The sequence below is a fragment of the Phycisphaerae bacterium genome (assembly GCA_035384605.1).
In the GTDB taxonomy this organism is placed as follows: Bacteria; Planctomycetota; Phycisphaerae; order UBA1845; family PWPN01; genus JAUCQB01.
The window spans coordinates 88665-115614 of the sequence record DAOOIV010000001.1 but is presented as its reverse complement, the minus strand read 5'-3'; the positions used below and the strand labels follow the sequence as shown (position 1 = coordinate 115614).

14 protein-coding genes are annotated in these 26950 nt (G+C 61.1%); 9 read left to right on the top strand and 5 right to left on the bottom strand.

Going from position 1 to position 26950, the window contains the following annotated elements; genetic code table 11:
• Positions 1-37 precede the first annotated feature (37 nt).
• Complete coding sequence (locus tag PLL20_00410) at positions 38-2659, bottom strand: sugar-binding protein (protein HPD28426.1); 2622 nt, start codon at positions 2657-2659, stop codon at positions 38-40.
• Positions 2660-3066: 407 nt separating this feature from the next.
• Between PLL20_00410 and PLL20_00405 the strand changes: the two genes are divergently transcribed.
• A complete protein-coding gene (locus PLL20_00405) occupies positions 3067-4821 on the top strand; it encodes a metallophosphoesterase (GenBank protein HPD28425.1) in 1755 nt (584 codons plus the stop codon).
• A 22-nt stretch (positions 4822-4843) separates the two neighbouring features.
• On the opposite strand, the gene PLL20_00400 is transcribed toward PLL20_00405, so the two are convergent.
• Both PLL20_00400 and PLL20_00395 read right to left on the bottom strand, forming a co-directional pair.
• Complete coding sequence (locus tag PLL20_00400; GenBank protein HPD28424.1) at positions 4844-6640, bottom strand: radical SAM protein; 1797 nt, start codon at positions 6638-6640, stop codon at positions 4844-4846.
• Positions 6641-6924: 284 nt separating this feature from the next.
• Complete coding sequence (locus tag PLL20_00395; GenBank protein ID HPD28423.1) at positions 6925-7797, bottom strand: hypothetical protein; 873 nt, start codon at positions 7795-7797, stop codon at positions 6925-6927.
• Positions 7798-8218: 421 nt separating this feature from the next.
• Here PLL20_00395 and PLL20_00390 point away from each other — a divergent pair, with 421 nt between their 5' ends.
• A complete protein-coding gene (locus tag PLL20_00390; GenBank protein ID HPD28422.1) occupies positions 8219-10321 on the top strand; it encodes a DUF1080 domain-containing protein in 2103 nt (700 codons plus the stop codon).
• A gap of 798 nt (positions 10322-11119) precedes the next feature.
• Here the strand turns inward: PLL20_00390 and PLL20_00385 are convergent.
• On the bottom strand, positions 11120-11308 hold the full coding sequence (locus tag PLL20_00385) for a hypothetical protein (GenBank protein HPD28421.1): 189 nt from the start codon (positions 11306-11308) through the stop codon (positions 11120-11122).
• Positions 11309-12239: 931 nt separating this feature from the next.
• On the opposite strand from PLL20_00385, the gene PLL20_00380 reads away from it, so the two are divergent.
• The 7 genes from PLL20_00380 to PLL20_00350 all read left to right on the top strand — a co-directional run bounded on the left by PLL20_00380 (position 12240) and on the right by PLL20_00350 (position 25815).
• The gene (locus tag PLL20_00380; GenBank protein ID HPD28420.1) at positions 12240-12971 is read left to right on the top strand and encodes an isochorismatase family protein; all 732 of its coding nucleotides are present in this window, start codon (positions 12240-12242) and stop codon (positions 12969-12971) included.
• A gap of 296 nt (positions 12972-13267) precedes the next feature.
• Positions 13268-14857: a nif-specific transcriptional activator NifA gene (gene nifA, locus PLL20_00375; protein HPD28419.1), complete on the top strand. Its 1590-nt coding sequence runs from the start codon at positions 13268-13270 to the stop codon at positions 14855-14857.
• Positions 14858-15318: 461 nt separating this feature from the next.
• Positions 15319-16605, top strand: a complete 1287-nt coding sequence (locus PLL20_00370; protein ID HPD28418.1) for an ammonium transporter — start codon at positions 15319-15321, stop codon at positions 16603-16605.
• Between the two features lie 16 nt (positions 16606-16621).
• On the top strand, positions 16622-16963 hold the full coding sequence (locus PLL20_00365) for a P-II family nitrogen regulator (GenBank protein HPD28417.1): 342 nt from the start codon (positions 16622-16624) through the stop codon (positions 16961-16963).
• Between the two features lie 314 nt (positions 16964-17277).
• Positions 17278-19458, top strand: coding sequence for a glutamine synthetase III (locus PLL20_00360; GenBank protein HPD28416.1), 2181 nt, complete (start codon positions 17278-17280; stop codon positions 19456-19458).
• 389 nt (positions 19459-19847) lie between these two features.
• Positions 19848-24395: a glutamate synthase large subunit gene (gene gltB / locus PLL20_00355; GenBank protein ID HPD28415.1), complete on the top strand. Its 4548-nt coding sequence runs from the start codon at positions 19848-19850 to the stop codon at positions 24393-24395.
• On the top strand, positions 24388-25815 hold the full coding sequence (locus PLL20_00350; protein ID HPD28414.1) for a glutamate synthase subunit beta: 1428 nt from the start codon (positions 24388-24390) through the stop codon (positions 25813-25815). The genes gltB and PLL20_00350 overlap by 8 nt, the downstream gene beginning before the upstream one ends.
• A 117-nt stretch (positions 25816-25932) precedes the next feature.
• Here the strand turns inward: PLL20_00350 and PLL20_00345 are convergent, their stop codons facing one another.
• Complete coding sequence (locus PLL20_00345) at positions 25933-26907, bottom strand: hypothetical protein (protein ID HPD28413.1); 975 nt, start codon at positions 26905-26907, stop codon at positions 25933-25935.
• Between the last annotated feature and the right edge of the window lie 43 nt (positions 26908-26950).

Genomic DNA, 26950 nt, shown 5'->3' with positions numbered 1-26950 from the left:
GCCCCTGTCAAGCTCCTCTTGTTTGTCTCGCCAGCGATCATTGCTTCGGACCAAAGGTAACCGCAGCGAATCGTCCCACCTCATGATAACCCGTGAAGGTCGGTGAGAGGGCGATCTGCTCCGTATGTTTCCAGCCCTTTTCGCGATCTTCCAAGGACTGCGGCATAGTGAACGTCATGGCCGTTCTGTAGACGTTAACACCCCACTTGCTGCCCGGTTGCGGCTGTGCATTAACCGACTTGAACGGGATGCGCACCTCGGCAACCCAAAGATCCTTTCCCTTCTGGACCTTGCATTCCCATGGTTCGTTGTACAAGGTGAAGTTGTAGAACCGTCCCTCGATCGTGGCACCGGCCGTGTTAGCAGCGAATTGATAGTAATCCATCTTGTCGAACCTGCTGTCGATGAACACCTCAAAGGAATCGTCGCCGAAGATACCCGCGCTATCCGGTCCTCGGGCATTGGCTACGAGCAGGTCCATCCTCGGCTCCGTGGCCTCGATGGCCACGTAGAAAGCGTCCGAGCCGTACGCGAGCCGCACGTACGTGGGCTTCTCGGACGGTTCATTGTGGTTGGTCCTGAGCGGACCGATGCGCTCGGCCTTCTGCCAGCCGGGCTCGTCCAGGCGACCGTCAACGGTGATCCCTTCGACATAGACGGCGGTCAACTCCGGCACCGGCCCTTTCTGCTGGTCACGGTACCAACCGGGCAGGTAAATGGGGCGCAGCGGGCGCGGTCCTTCGGGCAAATCAGCCAATCTTCGCTCGGCCGCGTTGTTGCCCTCGTAGATTTCCTTCACCAGATTGCCCGTGTCCACCCGCACGCGCACGCCCGTTGCCTTTGGGCCGACCCGCCAGGGCATCGAGACCATCACGCTGCTGGGCACCAGGGCACGGGGACAAGCCAATGTCTCGATGAGTTGCTCTCCGATGACCCTGCCGGAGCCCAGTTCCTCGGCCAGCACCTTCACCTGCCGGGCGTCCTCAGTGCCGATGTTGTGCACCCGAATTCTCAGTTCTGCCTCCGTCCCCGGATCTGGAGCCGCCGGAACGCAAAACAGGTCGTCGCTACAGACCGCCACATCCGCCCGCGATTCCCAAGCGGGGCCTTCAGCCAACTGAATGAACTCCATGATATACTCGTAACCCGGCTCCAGGTCGAAATCCAGAATGGAGCCTCGTTCAATGATGACGGTTTCATCGCGAACCAGCCGGTCCGGCCGATCGTCCGCATTGGCGTCGATCCCGAAGGTCACTCGATATGCCCCGGGCTCCAACTGGAAAAGTTGAGCACCGATGGAGCGAGGTTTCTCGCCCACGTTGCAGCACAGTGCCTTGAAGCGGGTCAGGCTGTGTTCGAGCATGACCACGGCCAGCTCATAGTCGCCTCGCAGCCACCGCACCGGTGGAAACGGCAAATCCACAAAATCGGGGCTGGAGTGGTCGGTACCGTAGTACAACAGCGGGAAGTGCTCGCCCAACAGGTCGATGGACGCTTCGTAATTGTCCGTCCCGTTCCTGATATTGATCCGCCTCGCCTTCTCGGCCTCAACCCGGGCGTACTCAACGGCTTTCCTGCCGGCTTCGAGTGCGATCTGTCTCGTCATACGGGGCGGCGAACCCCACCAGCGATCGTACTCGTGGTCCCCAGTGGCCCAGCGATAGGTGTAAAGCAATTCTGCACCCGTCCGTCCGTAGCGGGTCTTCTCGTCCGGCGGCAGCGTGACAGAATCGGCGTTCGAGCGATTCTCCGGACCGAGAATGTCCTTGATCGCATATCCGTGCCGAAGCATCCCGTACATGCCCAGTTCCGTGCGCGCCGGGAGCAGAAAGTCCGGATCGCCGCTGATCGCATAGTCGAGAATCAGCAGCTCGAGCAAGCGGATACGCTGATTATGGAGGACGACCGCCCCGGTATACCAGGTGCGCGTGAATCCGCCGGCCTCATCCGTGGCAAACACCACCTCGCACGGCAGCATTCCGTAAGGCTTGCCATAGGCCGTCTCCTTGGCGTGGTCGACCCATGCCCGGCCCCATTCCAGGCAATAACGAGCCAGGTGGGGATCGCGGTTGTACCACAACAGATGCATCGCAGGAATCATCGCGCGGGCGCAAATACCGGCATCCGACCCGAAATAGGCGTGTTCCCAGATCTCCTGGGAACCAAAAAAGTTGGATCGGAAATGACGGTGGCCCCTGGCGTTGACGGCGGTCCATTTCTCGACATTCTTGCTTGTGGTCATCATGCGTTCGATGAACACGGGATTGCCGTAGTCGATGATCGTCATCAGCGGTTGGGTGTTGGACGTCACCTCGGCCGCGTGGGCCACGTCACGGGCACCGGACTCATAACCATCCATCAGCGACTCGTTGTACCACACCCAGTCGAGGGCCTTGCGCAGCGATTCGATAATCCGCTGATCGTCCGCCGCCATGACGACAATCGGCCACATCTCGTAGAACTCGCAGTCATCGTTAAGCCCGAACCCGAAGCTGCCGTCCTCGGCTTGGCGATCGATCCAGTAATAGATCACCTCCGTCCAGGCCTTGAGCCCGCGACATTCCATAACCGCCCATTCGGGCGGAGCAACGGCCTCGGCCGGGGCAGAAAGCAATCCGAGCAGAATTAACGACTGGCAAAAAAGACAAGTCCTCAGCATTGAATCACTCCTCATCAGGACAGACAAAAACGTCTTTACAAGCGGCTTCCTTCGGGTATCGTCTCGAACGGGATGCTCGGTCTCACAAAGGAATGAGGTTCACTGCAAGGATCGCAAACCCTCCCGGCCATCCAGTCGATCCGCGGCATCAGCGCGCACTTTCGGCGCATGGATACCGACCTTCCAGATGCAACGAGGGGCAACCGCAACTCTTATTATTGCTCATGACAATCCTCGGGTCAACTCGGGGCATCGACCGATGCGCACCGGTTCTGGACGGCCTTGCGACTGTCTGTTTTCGAGGCTTTGGTGTGGTATGCTTGTTCGCTGACAGGATTGGTGGAAGCGATGCGGGACCGGCGGCAAAACGTGAACCCGGAGCACTTACTGTCGGAGAATACACAACCATGATCGGAAGAACCGTGTCTATGTTTGTCGTCGTGTGTGCTTGCGTGATCTTGTTCCACGCGGTCAGCGGATGCGGTACTTCTCAAGGCGCCTCGTCTTCGTCCTTCACTTTCACCGTAACCGCGGACATCGAGGGTGCCGCTTTTACGGCTCCCGACGAATTGCGTCTTCTTTTTCGGGACATCAAGGACACGGGTGGACCGGGTGCATTCATGATTCATGTGGGCGACCATATGCCGGGAATCGAAGCCCAGGACATTGAGCTGAAGAAGGCCTTTGGGGCCGACTTCCCCTGGTACTGCGTGCTGGGCAACAACGACCAGAAAGAGCCCGAGAAATCGATGCGGTTCATCCGCAGTCACCTTCGTGAGTTGCCGTACATCGTCAACGTCGGGCCTTTCAACAGCGAGACGACCACGTACTCATTCGACTACGGCGACGCACACTTTGTTGTCTTGAATCTTTACTACGACGGGTGCACGGACCACGGTACGCGACGGCCGGGCACGGCCGGCAAGGTCATCCCTCAGCTCTACTACTGGCTGGCCGACGACCTTGCCGCCACCGACAAGAAATGGATTTTCGTCGCAGCCCATGAACCCGCCTTCCCTCAGCCGGACGCCGATTGGGGCGACGTCCGGCATGAGAACGACAGTCTGAACGAGTACCCTGCCCAGCGTGATGCCCTCTGGGAACTGCTCAGCGACCACCGCGTGGTGGCATACTTCAACGGGCACATACATCGTTATGCGCGGTATCTCAAAGACGGTGTCTGGCAGGTCAGCGTTGCACAGTCGCGAGGCAACTCCAAGTACGACAGCTACGTCCGCGTCCACGTCGGGCGCAGCGAAGTGACCTTCGATGTCTATCGCCCTCTGCACGAAGGCGTCTTTCGAAAGACGGACACATGGGAAGTCACAAGGCCCGACGGGCCGACGGCCTTTCCGCACGCCATGGCCGACCCGGACGCGGCGTGGGTTGGGATCGAATACGTCAAACAACTGTCACTGACCCAGCGATGCCCGGCGACCGACTGGTCGGTGATTGAGGGCCCGCCCGGGCTCACCGTTGACCGGCATGGGTTCGTTCGTGGCTGGACTCCAACAGCGCAGCACGTCGGCAGCGATCGGAGCATCACCGTCCGAGCGGCCAACACTAGGGGCGTGGCCGAGGTGACGTGGCCCGTCCGTGTTTCGCCGCTACCGGCCGATACCGTCGCCATGTTCCCGTTCAACACCGGTCCGGAAGGTTGGAGACTGGAGACTTGGATGGGCGGCAAGTATGGGCCGGCGAGCATATCCTGGCAGGTTCTTGGCGGGCATCCGGGCGGAACCGTTTTCTCGGTCGGTCACGGTGCCAATGATGACAACCGCTGCACGCGAGAAGGGACGATCCTGACGCGAGCCATCTCCACCAGAGGATTCCGAGACATCCGAGTTGAGTTTGATGTGATTGGCGATCTGGCCGCCCCGCCGTGCGGACAAACCGACGGCGTTGAGGGCGGCGTCGACGGCTCCAGCGAAGATCAGCTCGGCGTCTGCTACAGCACCACGGGACCAGAGGGGCCGTGGACAACCGCCCGCGTCTTCAAGGCCGGTGACCTGCCCGCCGAATGGACTCGAAAAGTGGTCGATCTCTCAACAGCTCAAGGAACGGCAGACAACCCCGACTTCGCGCTGCGGCTTGTGTGGCAATTCAACACCTTCAGCGACTCGGGCCGCATCGACAACGTGGCCGTCCTGGGTGCTCGTTGAATCACGCCGATGCGGGTTCGTCTTACGCATCCGCCTGGGCCAGAACCGACGTCGAGACAGCCGCTTTCCGCACAGGGACGGCGGGCTGTGGCGGGCGAGTGTGCCGCCTGATCGGGCCTCGCTTCAGACACAATGCCCAGCCAAGCGTGCGCCGAACGGTCTGAATGGTGCCCCACATTCCGAGAACCTGCATCATAGCATCCGCGAGATAAAGCCTGGTCCTGGGCCGGATGATTGCCCGGAGAAAGCGCAGCGGATTGTAGAAGTAGAGGTACGCCAGCATGATGTTCAACTGTTTGCGCCAGGGCCGCGGGTCCCGGGATGCCACCACATAGTTGCCGTCCAGCATGTGCTGCTCGACCTGGCGACCGGCTGCGATAGCGTACGTCAGGCCGGAAGTGAAGCTTTCTTCATATCCCCTGGATCCCGTTGCCGGGGTAATCATCAACACCTGCAGGCCGGCAGCCCCGGCTCGGCGAAGCAAACGCACCTGGTTCAGCAGGCCGCAGGGGCTGCCGCGCGTATACAAGGGCTGGCCATCGTGGTGCATCATCATGGGCATCGGAACAATGCCGTGTCTCGATAAGAGACGAAACACCTCTTCGGTCCCATCGACGCTCTGGCCCTTCCGAATCAGTGCGCCCGTCATATCTTCCACACCAAGCCACAGGGCCCTTATCCCGCCTGCCCGAACAAGTGAGAGGTGATCCCGCATTTGCAGGGTGTCGTGAACCGTTACTTCGGTCGCCCAGCGGACCGTCTTGCGGAACTTGCCTCCGTTGATCGCACTGCGGGCCAGAGTCTCGACAATTCCCAGCGTCCGTTGCTTGTTGTTGAAGAAGTTGTCGTCCGTCCCGAAGAAATAGCGGATGCCATATTCCTGGTGCAGCCGGATGAACTCGTCGGCAATGCGCGCCCCGCTCTTGGCCCGATGCTGTCGTTGGTTATATGCCGGTATGGGGCAATAGGGACAGTTGAACTTGCAGCCGAAGGTCAGCACCAGCGACGCCAGCGGGCTGTACTTCCGCACGCGGCCGGCCTGCAGGCTCTCGGCGGCCAGGGTGGCCTCGCGGCTCGGCGGCTCAAGCAGTCGATACCCCAAAACCGGGTGCGGCAGCTCGTCGAGGTCGCTCAGCAGCCGTTGTGTGCCGGTGTCGACAAGCTCTTCGGCTACGCCGTCTTTCTCACCCAAAGAGTACACCAGCCCGGGGATCCCATCGAGCATGCCGCCGTCACGGGCTCGTCGAAAGGCTGACCGCAACGGTTCGCCTTCCGCTCGCACGCTCAGCAGGACCTCCATTAGACTCAGCAGCACATATTCCTCGCCGGTCACGGCCACGTCGGCACCCCAGGGCTGCCGAGGATCAGAACTGAACACATCCCATGGTTCGTAAATGACCTTCGGGCCTCCGGCGATGATCAAGGGTCTCTTGGAAGGGTCGATACGGCAGGCGTCGCGAATCAGGGCATGGCACTGAGCGGTGTGAATCTGCATGCTCGAAACCATGAAGAGATCGGGAACGCGACCGTCGAGCCGCATCAGGCTGGGCTTGAAGTTGGGATTCCACTGTTGCAGCACGATACGGGTCTTCGAAAACCCGACGTCCGCCATCGCCGAGCCGATCGCCCTCACGCCGGCGGGAGCCATGCGGGTGTCGGCGTAAATAAAAGGGAGCATTCGTGTGCGATGGTCGAAGGCGCAGGCGATCACGCTTGCCAGGTCGTGCTTGCCCGAGATTCGGCGCAGGGATTCTCGCAGGCCGGTCATCTGGCCCGGCTTGAGCAACTCATCGCCGCGTGCCCGACGCGGTATCTCCATGACAAAGCAACTCCGCTGATCAGGCGAACCGGGCTCCGGTTGTCGCCGGACGTCGTGTCGTCTTTCGACCTCAATTGCCGACGCAAACAGGATAAACGCAGGCGAGGAGTCTGTCGAGTTGAGGCAATGCAGGCGAAGTCGACGATTCTCATGCCGTCTCCGATAACCACTCATGCATTGGCGTACGAGCTTGGGTCGGGGCGAGTAGACCCCTCGACGCGTCTCAAGAAAAGCCGCCAAAGCCACCCGCCCGGCGCCGGAATCATGCGTTGGATCGCTCGCCATCAGCCGTCCCGATTACGGCACAGGGGTGTCGAGGCGAAACTCAGCTCCTCCGGCGTCGCATTCAACTCATCAAACGTGAACGGCCGACCGCATTCCGGGCAACGTTGCTCGGTCAGGCCGTAGAGGTAGTAATCACAACCCGGGCAGCGGCCCTTCGGGTCGTAAAAGGGTGCCAGTCGGCAGGTCAACAACTGTCCGAACGTGCGCAGCCAGGACTGGTCGGTGAGCACGGCCGCCTCGCCCACCGAGGCCAGGACGATCAGCAGGCATGCAGCCAACGACAAGTAAAGACCGTATAGCGGGTTGCTGAAGATCGGCCAGTAACTGAACCAGGCTAACCCCGACAAACCGCCAAGGAACCAGAGGCAGAGACGACGCTGGTGCCGACGGCGGATCGCGAAGATCGTTCCTGCCAGCAAAAGGGGGGAACACAACAGGCCGAACACCAGATTGACATAATCCTGAGTCGTCCACGAAGAGGGGGCCCACCCATTCGTGAATCCTTGCCGTAGTGTGGACGCCAGCACGACAACGGCTGCGTAGGCCAGCAGAATGATGACCGCCAGCGTGCTTGCGCTTCGGAGCTTGGGCCAGGCGACGAGCGCTGCCAGGGCACCGATCATCAGGGCGGCGCCGAACGCGTAGGCCACAAAATACACGACGACAACGGCGACAACGTCGATTAGCCACGAACCGTTCCAAGCGTCACTCAGCTCCCAGACCAGCGACGCCGCAGGGACGATCGGTCCATTGCAACCCTGAACGGCCGGTAGAAGAAAACAAGCGGCCAGGAGTAAACCCGAGAACAAGCTCAGCAGCCGCCATTTCCGAGCCCGGCGGTCGGGTCTGTATTCACCGGACGGCTTGGACATGTCGGAACAGCTTCAACCACGTCGGTCTCCAGGTCAAGCCGCTGCGAGTTTTTCAGGGTTTTCTCGAAACCGCACCCCACTGTTGACCGGGGCGGTCGTCCCCGTCCCGGCGTAGCCTGCCCGCGAAGCCGGAAGGGAGCGACTTCTTCGGGGTTTGGCCCTCTTGTGGTCCGGCTCCTGGTCTGTGCTCCGGTTTCGGCAAGGGCCGCCCAAAGTGCCACGGTCGGCCGCATCACATTCCGGTAGCTGTGCGCTTGATCTTGAAGCCAGGGCCGTGCAAGATGGCCCCACCATGGCATGGCCGGGACAGCAGCCTGTCCCCAGACCCGTGTGGGACCGGCTGCCGGCCGGTCTGAGTGGGGGCGTATGGGACATGAGCTCCAATTGAGCAAGAACCCTTCCGACAGAGAGGATGTCAGTCATGATCAAATCGATGCTGCGCGTAATCGTCTGTGGCGCATTCGCCGCATGTGTTGCCGCCATCCTAGGTGCCGATACCGGTCCGGAACCCAAGCCGCCAGTCCGGACCAACAAACTCCGCGTGCTCATCGTCACCGGCGGGCATGACTTCCAGCGGAAAGAGTTCTTCGAGATGTTCGACGGCCATCCGGACGTCGCCTGGGAAGAGGTCCAGCAGCCCGAGGCCCAGAAGTGGTTCGCCCCGGACAAGGCCGACAGCTACGATGTGATGGTCTGGTACGACATGTACTCGCAGATCACCGAGGAATCCCGCAAGAACCTTGAGGCCTTGTTGAAGAAGGGTAAGCCGCTGGTGGCCATGCACCATGCTGCAGGGGACTACCAGGACTGGCCCGAAGCGATCAAGATCATCGGGGCAAAGTTCAACCTCAAGCCCGGCCCCACGGAACGAAAGCCCTCGTTCAAGCATGACGTCAAGGTGCGGGTGAAGATCGCTGACCCGCAACATCCCATCACCCGTTTCATGAAGGACTTCGAGATCGAGGATGAAACATATAAGGACATGGAGTTCCTCGAAGGTACCCACCCATTGCTGACCACCGACGAGCCGACGAGCGACAAGGTAATTGCCTGGACGCACACCTATCACAAGAGCCCGGTGGTCTACATTCAGCTCGGACACGACGCCAAGGCATACACCAACCCGAACCTTCGTCGACTGGTCGTGCAGTCGATCCGGTTTGTCGCCGGCCGTCTGCCCGATCCGTCAACGGAGGGTTTCGTTCAACTCCTTAACGGCACAGACTTTACGGGTTGGACGATCGTCGGCGATCCCAAGGGCTTCTGGTTCACCGACGGCGTTCTGCGAAGCGAGAGCGGCAAAGGCGGCTTGTGGATGCGGACGAACAAGATTTATCGCGATTTCATCCTGCGGGTCGAGTGGCGGATCGGTAAGGACGGCAACTCGGGCGTGTTCGTGAGAGCCGCGGCAGAGGGCTATCCTTGGGAAACCGGCAGCGAGATCCAGATCAGCAATGAGCCTCGCGATATCGCCCACTGTACCGGGTCGCTCTACGGAACGGTGGCCGTCGATCCGCGACCGGACGAGACTGCCGACGTCTGGCACATGTTCGAGATTCACTGCCGCGGATACCACTACAAGGTCTTCGCGGACAACATCCCCGTCGTCGACGTCGATGCCAAGACCATCCCGGCCCTGGCCGCCAAGCCGCTGGAGGGCTATATCGGCGTCCAGGACTCCCACAACCGAACATCATACGTGGAATACCGTGGCATATGGGTCAAGGAGCTCACACCGATGAGTAGTGACAAGGAGCCGGCCTGGCGCGTCGGAACGCAGGCGTACACATTCAACCGGTTCACCTTCTTCGAGGCCGTCGACAAGGCCAGTTCGATCGGGCTGAAGTACATCGAAGCCTACCCCGGCCAAAGGCTGAGCCCCGGCCTTGGCAGCGCCAAGTTCGATCATGACATGGCCCCCGACCTGAGGCAGACGACCAAGACCAAGCTGGCCGAGGCGGGTATCAGACTGGTCAATTACGGCGTGGTCGGCCTTGGCAATGACGAAGCCGCAGCCCGCAAGGTGTTTGAGTTCGCCAAGGATATGGGCATCGAAACAATCGTGTCCGAGCCGGAGCCGGGCAGCTTCCAGATGCTCGACAAGCTCACTCAGGAGTATGAAATCAACGTGGCTATTCACAATCATCCCAAGCCGTCACGGTACTGGAACCCGGACACGGTGCTGGACGCGATCAAGGGAACGAACTCCAGAATCGGGGCCTGCGCCGACACCGGCCATTGGCTTCGGTCCGGGCTTGACCCGATCGAGTGCCTCAAGAAGCTCGAAGGCCGGATCATCTGCCTGCATCTGAAAGATCTGAACGAAAAGGCGATGACCGCCCACGACGTCCACTGGGGCGAGGGCGTGGCGAACATGAAGGGCATCCTAGCCGAACTCAAACGGCAGGGCTTCAAGGGCGTCTTCTCTGCCGAATACGAGCACAACTGGGAGAACAACGCCCCCGACGTGGCGGCTTGTGTCCAGAATTTCGAGAAAATGGCGAAGGAACTGGGAATGAACTGAACAGTTCATCCGGTGTCCCGGGACTGACGGGCTCACAGGTGGCGCCCGCCTGGAGTCTACGGCTTTGTCGAGCGGCAAGCCATGTCCCTCACTGAGGCCGAGGATCGCCCATGCTGTAAGCTGCCCCACATCAGCTTGGTTAACGGCGGCGGTGTCTGGCTGCTGCAACCGGGCCATCTCGTGGCTTAGCCGCCGGAATCCCGGCCTTGCCCACTCCTCAGAAGGGGGCCGTGTCTTGATGGGAGTTTGCGATCGGAGATGAGTCTGCTGACCGGCGCATCGTGTAACCCCCAGAAACCACGGGGGCCGCTGATTTGCGGGCCCAGGGCAGGCGCTCCGGCCTTCCTTCCGCCGCAGATTTCATCCACCAAAGCTGTAATATTCCAGGTCGTACTGCTGAGGGTCGCTCGGGGCAGAGCTGCGGGATTTCCGCAATTCCATCTTCCAATTAGGCGCGGGTCGGTTACAATGCACGAGTTGCTTCCCCCTTTGGTGCCGTTCTGCTGAAAGGCGGAACGGCAAGAAGCTAGTCGCAAGGACTGGCAATACCCCTACCTTACGGTCCTGGTTCACCCCGGCCGGGACCATGAGTGCCGGAACCTGCGATAGCTCGCCAATGGCCCCGGTTCCCCCTACCGGGGCCTGTTTTTTTCCGCCCTATGGAAGTATTGAAAACAGAATCGCAAGTCATGGCATCGCATGGCGATACAGCATTTTCGGCTTCGGTCGCTTTTTCGTCGTTCGTTGCGTTTCCATGCCCTTCACGCATGTTCAGTACAACGCTGGGGACAACACCCACTACAACGCTTCCATCGTCGTAAGTCCCGTTTTTCTGTTGGGCTTGGGCTGATTCTCGGGCCGAAGTTCGGGCAGTCGTTCAACCGCCCCGAAGGTGTCCAAGAGCTGCGGATCGGTGTAGGTTTGCATGGTCAACTTCAACACGGCCGGCAACGCCTGTTTGTTGCGTTTCGCTACGCTGATCGTCATGCCTTTCTGCCCCGCCTGCGCGTTGCCGTGGTTGAGACGCTAAGGACGTGAACACCGACCTCGTCGGCGGCGTCGCCAGTGGCTGAGCGCCACGGCCTTGCGCCGCTTTGATATTCGGCGCCATCGCCGTTGGCGGAGTTGCGGGAGGGTGACAAGCATGAGCTGGCTGAACATGGATGGCTGAGGAGCAAAGACCTCGCCGGCGTTGCTGAAGCCCCATACGTCGGGATGGGAATCAAAACCGAGGCTTTCGACATCGTTTTCTCTGTCGGATCAGACCCGCATTCCTGCCGTGTCCGAAGCTGCTTTCTGCTGCGATCCCGACGCAGCAACGTTATCTCGCCTGAGCTCTGAAGCACCTCGCGAGCCTGCAGTTATCCGGAAGGTCCGATCCCCACCTGGTTATGGGACCCCGAGGGTTGCGGGCCGGTCTCCGGCCCAACGACCCCGGCTTGGCCACGACTGGCCCAGGGGCTGTTCTGGCCAAGGCTTGCCCCCCACAGGGGCAATTACGGTGTGGCGTCCGGAAATGTTGCATCGGGTTATCCCCCGCCCGTGCCAGATGGTTCGGGGCACCGGCCTGCCCGAAAACGACCGCCTCGAGGCAGAAGCTGGAGACTTGGGCACAGCGTCTCGGGGAAGGGTTGACAGCTTCAGGGGCCTTCCGGCGAGGAAACCCCCCATCGGGCGCGTCCGATAGCGAAACGGGAATCCGAAATCCGCAAAAATCGACCGAAAAATCGCAACTGCTCGGGAAAGACAGCAGCTCCCGTGCATAGGATTTCATGAGAAGGCTTCCGCTTCGGCGGAGGGGGTGTACAGAGAGTCGGGGAGAGGGCGGGCTGTGCCGGTCGGCCAACACGCTCCAATCGGAGTCCCCATTCACAAGTCGGTTTGTTTCGTGGGCCGGTCCGTACGGCGGAGATGAGACATGGCGTGCGACGGCTACTTGCCTTTGTGGAACCGTGTTCTGCTGGACGTGTGCACCCAGCGGGATTTTCTCACGCCGGGTTGTGTGTTGCAGGTTGCCAATCTCGATTCGCTGATCGCGAACCTGCAACGCGTCTTCGGCTGGGTGCGATCGAACGGTATTGCCGTGGTTTCGCTGGTGGAATCGCACCGGCCGACCGAGCCGATGCGCGAATTCCCGCTGCATTGCATCGATAACACGCCCGGACAGGAGAAGCTGCCCTTCACACTGCTGTCACCCCGCACCCTGGTCGAAACAGACAACTACTTGTCTCTGCCGCCGGACCTCCAAGCCAACAACCGTCAACTCATCTTCCGGAAGCGAACACGTGATATTCTCAGCAATCCAAAGGCCGACCGATTCCTGACCTCGTGGCAACCGGAGGAATACATCATCGTTGGCGTGGGCCTCGAACGGGCGATTCGTGGGTTGGCGCTGGGCCTGTTGGCCCGCCACAAAACGGTCACCGTGGTCACCGACGCGTGCGGCTGCTGGAGCCCGGCCGACGCCGAATTGGTCATCCGCCAGTTGGGAGCCAAGGACATCAGGCTGACTACCGTCGAAGAGCTGACCCGGCCTCCGGTGGTCGTGGCCAAGCGGACCTTGCTTCGTCTGCGTCGAAGTCGACGCCACCATCCGGTCGGCTCTCGACCGGCCAAACTATCTTCCCGGGCCAAGGTGGCCAACGGCTGATCCTGCCCGAGAATTCAATCTTTACTGTATCATCTACAACCCTTCTTGCTGCAGCCCTGATCGCGTTCGCGAAGCATTCGGCCGACTCGTTCCCTCGGTGTCACCGTCGCCAGTTTCATTGGTGCGGGTTCGGGCTATCGCGCACATTGTATGGCAAGCTGCCAATGACCCTCCCTTTCAAAGGCCGTGCGCGATGGTCCTACATAGCGGTCGACATCTTGACTTACAGCTACCCATATGTAGGATCTCGCATTGGCGGCTGCCGGCCACGGCCGGCACTTTCACAGGAGACTGCTATGTCCAGCCTCGACGACCCGTCTCAAGGGTTGCCCAAGACAAAGCAACTCCCGGTGAAACGGGAGGTGAAGGAGCTTTCGCTGCTCTTTGAGATCAGCCAGATGCTGGACCGCAGCCTCGATTTGCGTGAGGTTGTCCACCCGATCCTGCAACTTCTGCATGAGCGGATGGGCATGTCTCGCGGAACACTGACTCTGCTGGATCGCGAGACAGGGCAAGCGCACATCGAGGCCGCCCATGGCCTGTCCGCCAGTCAGTGCAGACGGGGAATGTACGCCCCCGGCGAGGGGATCACCGGCAAGGTGATCGAAAGCGGCCGGCTCATGGTGGTGCCTCGGGTCTCGGAGGAGCCTCGATTCCTCGACCGAACGCAATCCCGCAAGCACCTCAGGAAGCAGGACATCTCCTTCATCTGCGTCCCGATCAAGCTGGGAAACGAGGTCATCGGGGCGCTGAGCGTCGACCGCTTGTTTTCCGAAGAGGTCCGGCTTGACGAGGACGTTCGGCTGCTTTCGATTATCGCATCCATGATCGCGCAGGCGGTGCGGTTGCGTCAGTCGGCCCAAGCCGAGCGTCAGCGGCTGATCGAAGATAACCTTCGGCTCCAGGACGAGCTCAAGGAACGGTTCCGGCCGGCCAACATCATCGGCAACTCACGGGTCATGCAGGCCGTGTACGACCAGATTGCCCGGGTATCCAAGAGCGACGCGACGGTGTTGATCTGCGGCGAGAGCGGAACGGGCAAGGAGCTGGTCGCCAACGCCATTCATTACAACAGCCCGCGGGCCGGCAAACCGTTTGTCAAGGTCAATTGCGCCGCGCTGCCCGAGACGATATTGGAAAGCGAGCTGTTCGGCCACGAAAAAGGGGCGTTCACCGGGGCGGTCGCCCAACGGGTCGGCCGATTTGAGATGGCCTCGGGGGGAACCATCTTTCTCGATGAAATCGGGGATTTCTCGATGGCCACGCAGGTTAAGCTGCTCCGCTTCCTGCAGGAGCGCGAATTCGAGAGAGTCGGCGGAACCAAGACCATCCGCGTGGACGTGAGGGTGATCACCGCGACAAACCGCAACCTTGAGCAACTCATCGCCGAGAATAAGTTCCGGCAGGACCTGTACTACCGCCTGAACGTCTTTCCCATTCACCTCCCGCCGCTACGCGCGCGCAAGTCGGACATTCTGCTGCTTGCGGATCACTTCGTGCTGAAGTACGGCAGTCTGAACCACAAGAAGATCAAGAGGATTTCAACGCCGGCCATCGACATGCTGATGGCCTATCACTGGCCCGGCAACGTCCGCGAGCTGGAGAACTGCATCGAGCGCGCGGTACTGGTCAGCGACGACGAGGTGATTCACGGGCACCACTTGCCTCCAAGCCTGCAGACCGCCGAGGCGTCGCACACCAATCTGGTGGGCACGCTGCAGGTGGCGCTGGACAACCTTGAACGGGAACTGATTGTGGACGCGCTGAAATCCTCCCGGGGCAACGCCGCCAAGGCCGCCCGCGAACTCGGTCTGACCGAGCGCGTCATGGGCCTGCGCATCCACAAGCACGGCATCGACCCTGCTCGGTTCCGCGCCAAGTGGTAGCCCCGGCCAACCCCCGCCCCTTTTCTTGCAGGGGCGAAAAGACCCCCTGCACCAGGCAGTCCGCACCGGCAGCCTGTCGCTTCTTCTCCTGTCGGTGACGCACGCGGCTGGCAAACCTGTTCCTACATTTGCGTATACCCTTTGGGCGCTTCCCTACGGTAACGTATGCCTGACCATTCGATCTGGCCATCCGTCGGCGATGAATTGTTTTCTGTAACACCTTCTTTCACAAAGACTTGCGCCATTCAACAAGCCGCGCTGTGTCCGAATCCGGCACGCCAATTGCCCACCGCGTAAGACGATTCGCCTCGCGTTTGGCGCAGGGCCGACGCGGGCGTGGTCTGCCGGTTTGCCTCGCCGAGAACGACAGGAAAACCGTGCCGTCCACCGGCCGCAGAGCTCGGAACAAAACGATCTGTGGCGAAGGTTGACTGCCGGTAGTGGTGCGAACGGAGGAAACGATGAAACGACGAGTGATCGGATTGGCACCGGTACTGGTGCTTCTGTCAACGGGACCGGCATGGGGTGCCGAGGCATCCGAAGTAGATACCGGTGCCACGGCATGGATGCTCACCTCCACCGCGCTGGTGCTGCTGATGATCCCCGGTCTGGCCATGTTCTACGGCGGCCTGGTCCGCTCCAAGAACGTCCTGGGCACCATGATGCACAGTTTCGCGGCCATGGGCGTGATCAGTGTTTTGTGGGTGGTTTGCGGCTACATGATGGGTTTCGGAAAGGGCGCCGGCTGGTGCGGGTGGGATCCCGGCTTGATGCTTCTCAAGAGCATCGACGACAAGATCATGGAACAGTACCGGGTACCGGAATACGTCTTCGCGATGTTCCAGGGAAAGTTTGCCATCATCACCCCCGCACTGATCGCCGGGGCATTCGCCGAGCGAGTGCGGTTTCGCACCTATTGCGTTTTCATCGCCGTGTGGGGCCTGCTGGTCTACAACCCGCTGTGCCACTGGGTGTGGGGTGCCGACGGTTTTCTGTACAAGATGCAGGCGATTGACTTTGCGGGCGGAACGGTGGTTCACATTTCCTCGGGCGTCAGCGGGCTGGTTGCGGCCTTGTATCTCGGTGCACGGCGCGGATACCCGCAGAACGCGTTTCATCCCAGCAATCTGGTAATGACCCTGATGGGTGCGGGCCTGTTGTGGGTGGGCTGGTTCGGTTTCAATGCCGGCAGCGCCGTTTCGAGCAGTCTGGCAACCGCTCAAGCGTTAACTGCCACTCAGACGGCAGCGGCGGCCGGAGCGCTGACATGGATCATCGTGGAGGGCCTGCACCAAGGCAAAGCCACTGCGTTGGGATTTGCCAGCGGCATTCTCGCAGGCTTGGTGGCGGTGACGCCGGCAGCGGGGGTCGTGCAACCCGGCGGGGCATTGGCCCTCGGGGCAATTGCCGCTTGCGTATGCTATTGCGCCATCCTGGTGAAGAACCGTCTGGGATACGACGACAGCCTGGATGCGTTCGGCATCCATGGAGTCGGCGGATTCACCGGGGCAATCATGCTGACCTTCTTCATCCGTGAAGGCTCGCAGGTCCGTCCGATGCTTTCGCAGTTCGGCGTTCAATTCCTCGCCGCCGGCATTGCGGTGGCGTACGCGGCAGCGCTGACGCTGGTTATCGTTATCGTTCTGGAAAAACTGTTGGGATTCCGGGCCGAGGCGCACAAGGAGATGGCCGGTCTGGACCACGCCTTCCATGGCGAGCGCGGCTATGGCATGCTCACCGCCAGTTGAGCGAATCGAGGTTAACATGAAGCTGATAACCGCCATCATTCAGGAAGAGATGCTGGATCGGGTCCGCGAGGAATTAACCGCTGAAGAAGTCTACCGGATCACGGTCACACGAGTATCCGGCCGCGGGCAGCAGGTCGGCGAGGAAATCTATCGAGGCCAGCGAATCGTGCCCAATCTGCTGCCCAAGGTACGTATCGACATCGGCGTGAATGAAGAGTGGGTGGAGCGCACGATCAAAGCCATCATCAAGGGTGCCCGGGCCAACGGGGGCTCGGTCGGCGACGGCAAGATCTTCGTGACTCCGCTGCTGGAGTGCATCCGGATTCGTACCGGCGAAAGGGGCGGACAAGCCATCTGAGAGCAGACGCCGGCCGCGGAGACGATCCTACACAAATGTAGCCCATTGGACGACTAAACTACATTGGGGTACGGTTGCAGCGTACGTTCCGGAAGAAGAATTGCTTTAACTGTCGCCCGCCCTTAGCTTTACCTCCCGGCTGGTTCCTTTGCCTTTAGAAACCGGCTGTGGCATGAGCCATGCACAAAGCGGGAGAGGTGCTGCGGGCTGGAACCGCGATCTGAAAGATGTGAAGGCACGATCGGTGCTGCGAGCCGGCACCGGCCGGGGCCATGAATAGAAAGTAAGGCATCAACGGAAAGAACAGGACCACCATGAGCGGAAGCGCAACCCGATTGCAGGCAATCGCGGCCGTCACCAACTACAGACCCATTTCGGCGCCTTTGAACTTCGCCGAGACGAAACCGGGAGAAATCTTCGGCAGTAACGTGTTCAGCACGACGGAGATGAGAAAGCGACTTCCGAAAGAGGTCTATAAGTCAGTGAAGAGAACCATCGACACGGGGGCCAAGTTGGACCCTTCTGTGGCCGATGTCGTTGCCGCAGCGATGCGGGACTGGGCGATTGAAAAGGGTGCGACGCATTATGCCCACGTTTTCTTTCCCTTGACGGGGCTGACCGCCGAGAAGCACGACTGTTTCCTGCAACCGGACGGCCAAGGCGGGGCCATCGCCGAGTTCACGGGCAAGGCGTTGATCCAGGGCGAGCCGGACGCATCGAGCTTTCCGTCCGGCGGCATCCGGGCGACTTTCGAGGCCCGCGGCTACACGGCGTGGGACGTGACCAGCCCGGCTTACATTCTCGAGAATCCCAACGGGACCACGCTGTGCATTCCGACGGCGTTCGTGTCATGGACGGGGGAGGCCCTTGACAAGAAGACGCCTGTTCTGCGCTCGATGCAGGCGCTGAACACCCAGGCGCAGAGGATCCTGAAGTTGTTCGGCCACGCGGACGGAGGCATGGTCTCGTCGACCGCCGGTGCCGAGCAGGAGTACTTCCTCATCGATCGCAACTTTTTCTTTGCCCGGCCGGATCTGATCAACGCAGGTCGGACGCTGTTCGGCGGCAAGCCGCCGAAGGGACAGGAGTTTGAGGACCACTACTTCGGAGCGATCCCGGAGCGGGTGCTGGCCTTCATGCTGGAAACCGAGCGTGAGCTCTTCAAGCTCGGCATCCCGGTCAAGACGCGGCACAACGAGGTCGCCCCGGCCCAATACGAGATCGCGCCGACCTTCGAGTCCGCCAACGTAGCCACCGACCATCAACAACTGATCATGATCACACTGAAGCGCGTGGCCGAGAAATACGGGATGGCCTGCCTTCTGCACGAAAAACCGTTTGCGGGTATCAACGGCTCAGGCAAACACCTGAACTACTCGCTGGGCAGTGCCGGCCTGGGCAATCTACTGGATCCGGGCGACACGCCTCACGCGAATGCTCAGTTTCTGGTGTTCTGCGCGGCCATCATCCGCGCCGTGGACAAACACGCTAAGCTGCTACGGGCGGTGGTGGCCACGGCAGCCAATGATCACCGCCTGGGGGCAAACGAAGCTCCGCCGGCAATCATTTCGATCTACCTGGGCGATCAGCTCACGGAGATCTTCGAGCAAATCAAGAAGGGCGAAGTGAAGGCATCGAAGAAAAAAGACTATCTGCATGTCGGTGTGGACGTTCTTCCGCCCCTGCCCAAGGATGCAGGCGATCGAAATCGGACGAGCCCGTTCGCGTTCACCGGCAACCGGTTCGAGTTCAGGGCGGTCGGATCAAGTCAATCGATCGCCGGCCCGCTGGTGGCCCTGAACACGATCATCGCCGACTCGCTGGACTTCATCGCCACGCGCCTGGAGAAGGAGACAAAAGGCGACCCGAAGAAGCTGCACGGCGCAGTACAGGCGGTGATCAAAGACATCATGACCGAACACGGAAGGGTGATCTTCAACGGCGACAACTACTCGGAGGAATGGCACAAGGAGGCTGCCAGGCGAGGTCTGCCAAACCTGCGGACCACGATCGAAGCCTTGCCGGCCCTGCTGGACAAGGAAGTGATCGAGATGTTCACCCGCCACAAGGTGCTTTCGAAGCGAGAATTGCAGAGCCGCTACGAGATTTATCTTGAACAGTACGTTAAGAGCGTGATGCTGGAGGCCAACCTGACGCTGAAGATCGGCAAGACCCAGATCTTTCCGGCGGCCATCCGCTATCAGAACGAGCTGGCACAGACCTGCACGAACCTGAAGATCGTCGGCTACACCTTCGACACCGACACGCTCGACAAGATGACCGCGCTGGTGAAGGAACTGCAGGACACACTGGCTGCGCTGGAGAAGATCGTGGCTGGCAACTGCCACGACAAGGAGGCCGAGGCCGAGAACGCCTGTCATAAGGTTTTGCCGGCGATGGCGGCTGTTCGCAAAGCGGCCGATGCGCTGGAGGCCATGGTGGCCGACGATCTTTGGCCGCTGCCGACCTATCAGGAGATGCTGTTCATCAAGTAAAGTCGCAGACCCGGGCAAGAAGTACGCTTGGTCTGATAATCGCGCGTCCGGGGCCTGACAACCTCGGGCGCCGTACTTGGGAACGGCTCTTCCTGAACCAAGGGGACGCGCTGAAACGAGCGCGTCGCAACCGAACACGCAAGAGCGCCTCGATTGTCCGACCGCCCGGCGATCGGATAATGGAGGCTTCGTCCTTGCGCCGGGGATTTGAGGAGACCAAACGGATGGCCGCACAGCCCCAAGGGACAGGCGAAACCTGTCCGCTCGCCCGGAAGGTCGGAATGTCTTAGAATACGCCGCTCTGAATGCCGGTCCGGTGCGGTCCCGCCGGGCCGCGGAGCGCGGGGCTATACACAAAGGAGCCAAACGGGCAAATGAAGTTGTCGCGAATGCCAGATAAGCGGGGTTTGTACGACCCGGCCCATGAGCATGACGCCTGTGGAATCGGCGCCGTAGCGAATATTTCCGGCCGCCGCGATCATTCGATCATTGAATACGGCAGGCAGGTTCTCATGAACCTCATCCACCGCGGAGCCGCCGGGGCGGATGAATCGACGGGCGATGGCGCGGGCATCCTGATTCAAATTCCGCATGAGTTTCTGGCCGCTCAGACCGACCGACTCGGATTCCAACTGCCCGGACCGCTGAAGTACGGGGCGGCCATGGTATTCGAGCCTCGCGACAGGAACCTTCGATCCGCATGCGAGGATATTCTTTGTGAAGCGGTCGACCGACAGGGCCTGAGAGTCCTGGGCTGGCGAGACGTTCCCACGGACAACAGCACGCTGGGTCCGTTGGCCAAGTCGAGCGAGCCGGTGATCCGGCAGTTGTTCGTTGACGGAGCGGAATTGGACCCTGAAACGCTCGAACGGCGGCTGTACATGGCCCGCAAGCGGGCCGAGCGACGAGTTCGCGAACAACTCGGTTCCGCCGCGGAGGATTTTTACATTCCCTCGATGTCGTGCAGGACAATGGTTTACAAGGGAATGTTTCTGGCTCCCCAGCTCTTTGCCTATTATCCGGATCTGGCCGACGAGCAAACGATCTCCGCTTTGGCGATCGTGCACCAGCGATACAGTACGAACACGTTCCCGAGCTGGCGACTGGCCCAACCGTTTCGCCTGTGCGCTCACAATGGCGAAATCAACACGTTGAGCGGCAACCGCAACAAGATGCGGGCCCGCGAAAGGCAACTGGCCAGTCCGCTGCTGGGTGACGACCTGAGCGATCTCTTACCGGTCCTGACCCCGGGTGGAAGCGACTCGATGTGTTTCGACAACGCCCTGGAATTGCTGACCCGCGCCGGCCGCTGCCTGCCGCACGCGATGATGATGCTGATTCCGGAGGCGTTCGGACCCCGGTACCACATCAGCACCGATAAGCGGGCTTTTTACGAGTATCACGCGTCGATCATGGAACCGTGGGACGGACCGGCTGCGATGGTCTTCACCGATGGCCGGCTGGTCGGCGGCACATTGGATCGCAACGGTCTACGGCCGGCTCGCTACGTGATCACTACCAATGGCCTGATGATCCTGGCCAGCGAAACCGGCGTGATCGACTTCCCCATAGAAAGAATCCAGGCTAAGGGTCGGCTGCGGCCCGGCCGCATGTTCCTTGCCGACCTCGAACAGGGGCGCATCATCGTTGACAACGAGATCAAGGGCAAGATAGCCCGGCAGCAGCCCTACCGGCGCTGGCTGGAAGAAAACCGAATCGAGTTGCGCGGGCTGTTCAGCGCTCCCGAGGCGCCGGAAATCGATCCCGATACCCTGGCCTCGCGTTTGCGCACTTTCGGTTACACCCGAGAAGACTTCCAGATGATCCTTGTGCCGATGGCCAAGGACGGCCAGGAGCCGGTGGGATCGATGGGTACCGACACGCCGCTCGCGGTGCTTTCGGACCGGCCCAAGCTGCTCTTCAACTACTTCAAACAGTTGTTTGCCCAGGTGACCAACCCGCCGATCGATCCCCTCCGGGAAGGGCTGGTCATGTCGCTGATGTCCTTCACGGGCAAGAAACGCAACCTTCTGGCCGAAACGCCCGAGCATTGCCGACAGTTGAAGCTGACTCATCCCATACTGACCAACGAGGACATACGTCATTTGCGAGAGGTCCATCGCGATGACCTCCGGGTGGCGACGATTCCAGCCGTTTTCGAGGTGGACTACGTCGAGCCAGGGAGGGCTCTTCAGCGGGGCATTACCAACATGGTCCGGGCGGCCGCCAGCGCCATCCATGAGGGAGCCTCCCTGCTGATCGCCAGCGACCGCGAGATATCCCCGGAGCGAGCGCCCATTCCGTCGCTGCTGGCCACGGCAGCCCTGCACCATGGTCTGCTGGACATGGGGCTTCGCGGCGAAGCCGGCCTGGTGATCGAAAGCGGCGAGCCGCGCGAGGTCATGCATTTCTGTCTGCTGTCGGGTTACGGCGCCGACGCGATCAACCCGTACCTGGCTCTGGAGGCGATCCATTACGCCAAGCAACGGGGGGAATTCCCGCCCGAAACCGATGTCGGCCACCTGGTGGACAAGTACGTTACCGCCGTTAAGAAAGGCATTCTCAAAACCATCTCGAAGATGGGCATCTCGACGCTGCGCAGCTACCAGGCTGCTCAGCTTTTCGAAGCGATCGGGCTGAATCATGAGGTGGTGGAAAGCTACTTCAAGGGCACCGCCTCCCGCATCGAGGGCGTCGGGCTCGACGTGATCGCCCTGGAGGCTCTTGCCAGACACAAACAAGGGTTCCAGCCGCGTCCGGCCGGGGCGCTCGAACTGGACTTCGGCGGCGAGTATCACCACCGGCTGGACGGCGAGGAGCACCTCTGGAACCCCACGACCGTCTCACGATTGCAGTACGCGGTGAGAAACAACGATCCGAAGGCCTACGCCGAATATGCCAAGGCCATCAACGACCAGTCGCGCAAGCTGGCCACGCTGCGAGGCCTCTTCGAGTTCGTACCCGGCAAGCCCGTCCCGATCGAGGAGGTCGAGCCGGCCAGCGAGATCGTCAAACGATTCTGCACCGGCGCCATGTCGCACGGCTCCATCAGCAAGGAGGCCCACGAGACGCTCGCGATCGCCATGAATCGTCTGGGGGCAATGAACAACACCGGCGAAGGCGGAGAAGACCCCGCCCGATACAAGCCGCTGCTGAGCGGCGACTCGGCAAACTCGGGCATCAAGCAGGTGGCCAGCGCACGCTTCGGCGTGACGATCGAGTATCTGGCAAACGCCAAGATGCTTCAGATCAAGATGGCTCAGGGAGCCAAGCCCGGCGAGGGCGGCCAGCTTCCAGGACACAAGGTGACCGAGGAGATCGCCCGGCTGCGACACTCGACGCCGGGTGTGTCGCTGATTTCACCCCCGCCGCACCACGACATCTACTCGATCGAGGATCTCAAGCAGCTCATCTACGACCTCAAGTGCAGCAACCCGGGCGTACAGGTGTCGGTGAAGCTGGTCGCGGAGGTCGGCGTGGGCACGGTTGCGGCGGGCGTGGCCAAAGGAAACGCCGACGAAGTGCTCATCAGCGGCCACGACGGCGGCACCGGAGCCAGCCCGCTGTCTTCGATCAAGCACGCGGGAATCCCGTGGGAACTCGGGCTGGCCGAGACGCAGCAGACTCTGGTGCTGAACGGGCTGCGCGACCGAATCCTCGTGCAGGTCGACGGACAAATGAAAACCGGCCGCGACGTCGCCATTGCCGCCCTGCTGGGCGCCGAGCGCTTCGGCTTCGGCACCGCCGCGCTGGTCTCCCTTGGCTGCATACTGATGCGCAAATGTCATCTGGGCACCTGCCCGGTCGGTGTGGCCACGCAAGACAAGGTCTTGAGAGGCAGATTCACCGGCCAACCCGAGCATCTCGAGCGGTTCATGCTTTTTGTCGCGGAGGAGCTGCGTCAGATCATGGCCCAGCTCGGCTTCCGCAAGGTCGAGGACATGGTCGGGCGGGTCGATCGCCTGAGCGTCCGCAAAGGCCTCGACCACTGGAAGGCCAGGGGGCTCGATTTCTCGGCGGTTTTCGCGAAGCCCGACACCTCGGACGGCCGGCCCCTCCGTTGCGTTCGCCCGCAGCCGGAAACGCTGATGGACCATCTCGACTGGGAAATCATCAGGCAGGCGGGCGCAGCCATCGAAAAGGGACAGAAGGTCTCGCTCGAGATGCCGATTCGAAACGTCCATCGCACAGTAGGGGCGATTCTCAGTAACCGCGTGTACAAGGCTCACGGAGCCAAGGGTTTGCCGGACGACACCATCGAAATCACATTTCGCGGATCAGCCGGGCAGAGCTTCGGCGCATTCCTGGCACCGGGCGTCACCTTGCGCCTGATCGGCGATTCGAACGACTATCTCGGCAAGGGTTTGTCAGGGGGGCGAATCATCGTTCAGACGCCGCCGGGGGCGACCTACGCCCCGCACGAGAACATCATCGTGGGCAACACACTCCTCTACGGAGCCACGCGCGGAGAGGTTTTTGTCAACGGCGTCGCCGGCGAGCGATTCGCCGTCCGCAACAGCGGAGCGACGGCCGTTGTGGAAGGCGTCGGCGATCACGGCTGCGAGTACATGACCGGGGGAACGGTAGTCGTCCTTGGGACCACCGGCCAGAACTTCGCCGCGGGCATGAGCGGTGGCGTTGCCTACGTGCTTGATGAGCACCAGCTTTTTGACACGCTCTGTAACCTCGACATGGTCGACCTGGAATCGATCTGGCAGGATGCGGACCAGAAGCTTCTGAAGGATCTTATCGAGAGACACTATCATTGGACCGGCAGCCGGCAAGCCAGGCGTATCCTAGACAAATGGGAGGAAATGGCCGGACGGTTCGTCAAGGTCATGCCCATCGACTACCGAAAGGCACTGGAAAGGTTGCGCGAACAGGAACAGGCGCGGATCGAGTACACGCCGGCAACGGAGGAGGTGTTCCGTGGGTAAGCCGACGGGATTCCTGGAATACCATCGCGAGGAAATCGACCATCGCCCCGTGTTTCAGCGCGTCAAGGATTATGCGGAATTCGACATTCCTCACCCTGAGCCACGCCTGATTCGGCAGGCCGCCCGTTGCATGGATTGCGGGATTCCGTTCTGCCACAGCGCGGGCTGCCCGGTGTTCAATCTGATCCCCGAGTTCAACGACCTCGTCTATAAGAATAGATGGCGGGACGCGAGCGAGAACCTGCACTCGACGAACAACTTCCCCGAGATCACCGGCCGCGTGTGCCCGGCGCCCTGCGAGCCGGCCTGCACGCTCAGCATCAACAGCGATCCGGTGCTCATCAAGCACATCGAGTACCAGATCGCCGAGCGGGCGTTCGCCGAAGGCTGGGTGAAGCCGTTGGCGGCAAGCCGGCGGAGCGGCCGCAGGATCGCAGTGGTCGGATCCGGTCCGGCGGGCCTGGCGGCTGCACAGCAACTGGCCCGCGCCGGCCATGATGTGACCGTTTTTGAGAAGGATGATCGCATCGGCGGGTTGCTGCGGTACGGGATTCCCGATTTCAAGCTCGAAAAGTCGGTCATCGATCGCCGGCTCAAGCAGTTGGCCGCCGAAGGCGTGAAATTCGAGACCGGCGTGGTGGTGGGACAGGACATTTCCACGCGCTATCTGCGCAAGATGTTCCACGCGATCTGCCTGGCAATGGGGGCCGGCCGGCCTCGGCCTCTCGACGTGCCGGGCGCAGAGTTCAAAAACGTCCATTACGCGATGGACTTCCTCACCCAGCAGAATCGCCGCAACGCGGGCGATTTCTCGCCTGAACTGCACACCAACGCCATCACCGCCAAGGACAAGATCGTGGTGGTTATCGGCGGCGGCGACACGGGCAGCGACTGCATCGGCACGGCTCTGCGACAGGGAGCCAAGGAGGTTCACCAGTTTGAGATTCTGCCGAAACCGCCGGAAAAGGTGAACCCGCGCACGCCCTGGCCGATGTGGCCCCAGATCCTGCGGACTTCGTCCTCGCAGGAAGAAGGTTGTCAGCGGCGGTGGAGTGTGCTGACCAAGAAGCTGACCGGCCGCGACAACATGGCGACCGAACTACACGGCTGCGAAGTCGAATGGGTGCCCGGCGCCAACGGCATGGAGATGCGCGAGAAGCCCGGTACGAGCTTTACCATGCGGGTCGATCTCGTGCTGCTGGCCATGGGGTTTGTTCACGTGGTCCATGAAGGACTGGTCAGTCAACTCGGGCTCAAGCTCGACCCGCGCGGAAACATCGTGGTCAACGACTACATGACCAGCCAAGAGGGCGTGTTCGCGGCCGGCGATGCCCACCTCGGTGCCTCCCTTGTGGTTCGGGCCATCAGCACCGGTCGCCAAGCCGCAGCGGCAATCGACCGATGGCTCCAGGAGCGGTAAGCAGGCTGGTATCCTCTTAGAACCTTACGGCCGGATATGTGTGCGGCTTGCGCGCATGTTTCTGGATCGCAGAGCGCTTGGGTTGCGGCCCGCAAAAAGGCGGTTCGCCTTGGGCTCTTACTTCTGCACGATCGAGGTGATCCGCTTGCCGATCCGTGCGGGCTCCCACTGATGGGACTGGCCGTGGCGGTGGGTGTAGTCGCTCCATAGTTCATACCAGTAGGCCAGGAACTGGTAAGGCTCCCAGCGGTCATAGTACATGCGGAGCGAGGCGGGGGTAAAGCGTTTCCCAGGGTGACGTTCGGTCAGGAAACGCTTCAGTTCCGTGTCCACCGCAAGCCGGTCGTAGTGTCCCAGCAGCATGCACAAGTGGGCGGCAGCGTAGTCGCCGATGCCATGAATTGATTGCACGATCTCGTACAGTTCGTCGCTTGAGCCGTCGAAGGACTCGATGGCCTCCAGGTCAACCTCACCCTCGACGACGTCGCAGGCCAGCCGATGCAGGAAATCCGCACGATACCCGACGCGGGCTTTTTTCCTCAACGTTGCCGGCGAAACCTCTGCTAGGCGAGCGGGCGTCGGGAAACCGCGATCGGTGGTGCCTTTGGCGGGGACTCCCCAGAGATCGGTGATATTGCGCACCATCGCGACCGTCTGGGCCCACGAGGTGTTGCACGTACAGATGACCTTGACTACATCCTCAAAGAGCGTGGCACTGCGCAACAGCCGGCCGAAACGCATCTCGGCCGCCTGGCGGTGAGTCTTTGATGCCCGGCAAAGCTCGTGGAACCCCGAGAGATCCTCATTGAGCCGCAGCATGCGGCACACGGCCCTCAATACGGTCGTCCGCTGCGGCGAGGACAGGCCCGCAGGACAAGAGACGACCAGGCCGTTGCCCGATACGTCTGCCTTCGAACCGGCCCTCCTCTCGCGGATCACGACCGAAACGGCCTTATCCTCGTCGAGCGTGACAACCGTACGCAAAGACTGCTTGGCCGGGTCCCAGGCATTGGGTGCGAGCACGAAGAAACCGTGCGAGCAAACGGCCGTGCGGAAATCGAAGTCCGGCGGCGCGGCGATCATGCGTCTCATGCCGGGGAATTATCAACGACACGGGAATACCTGCAAACTCGCG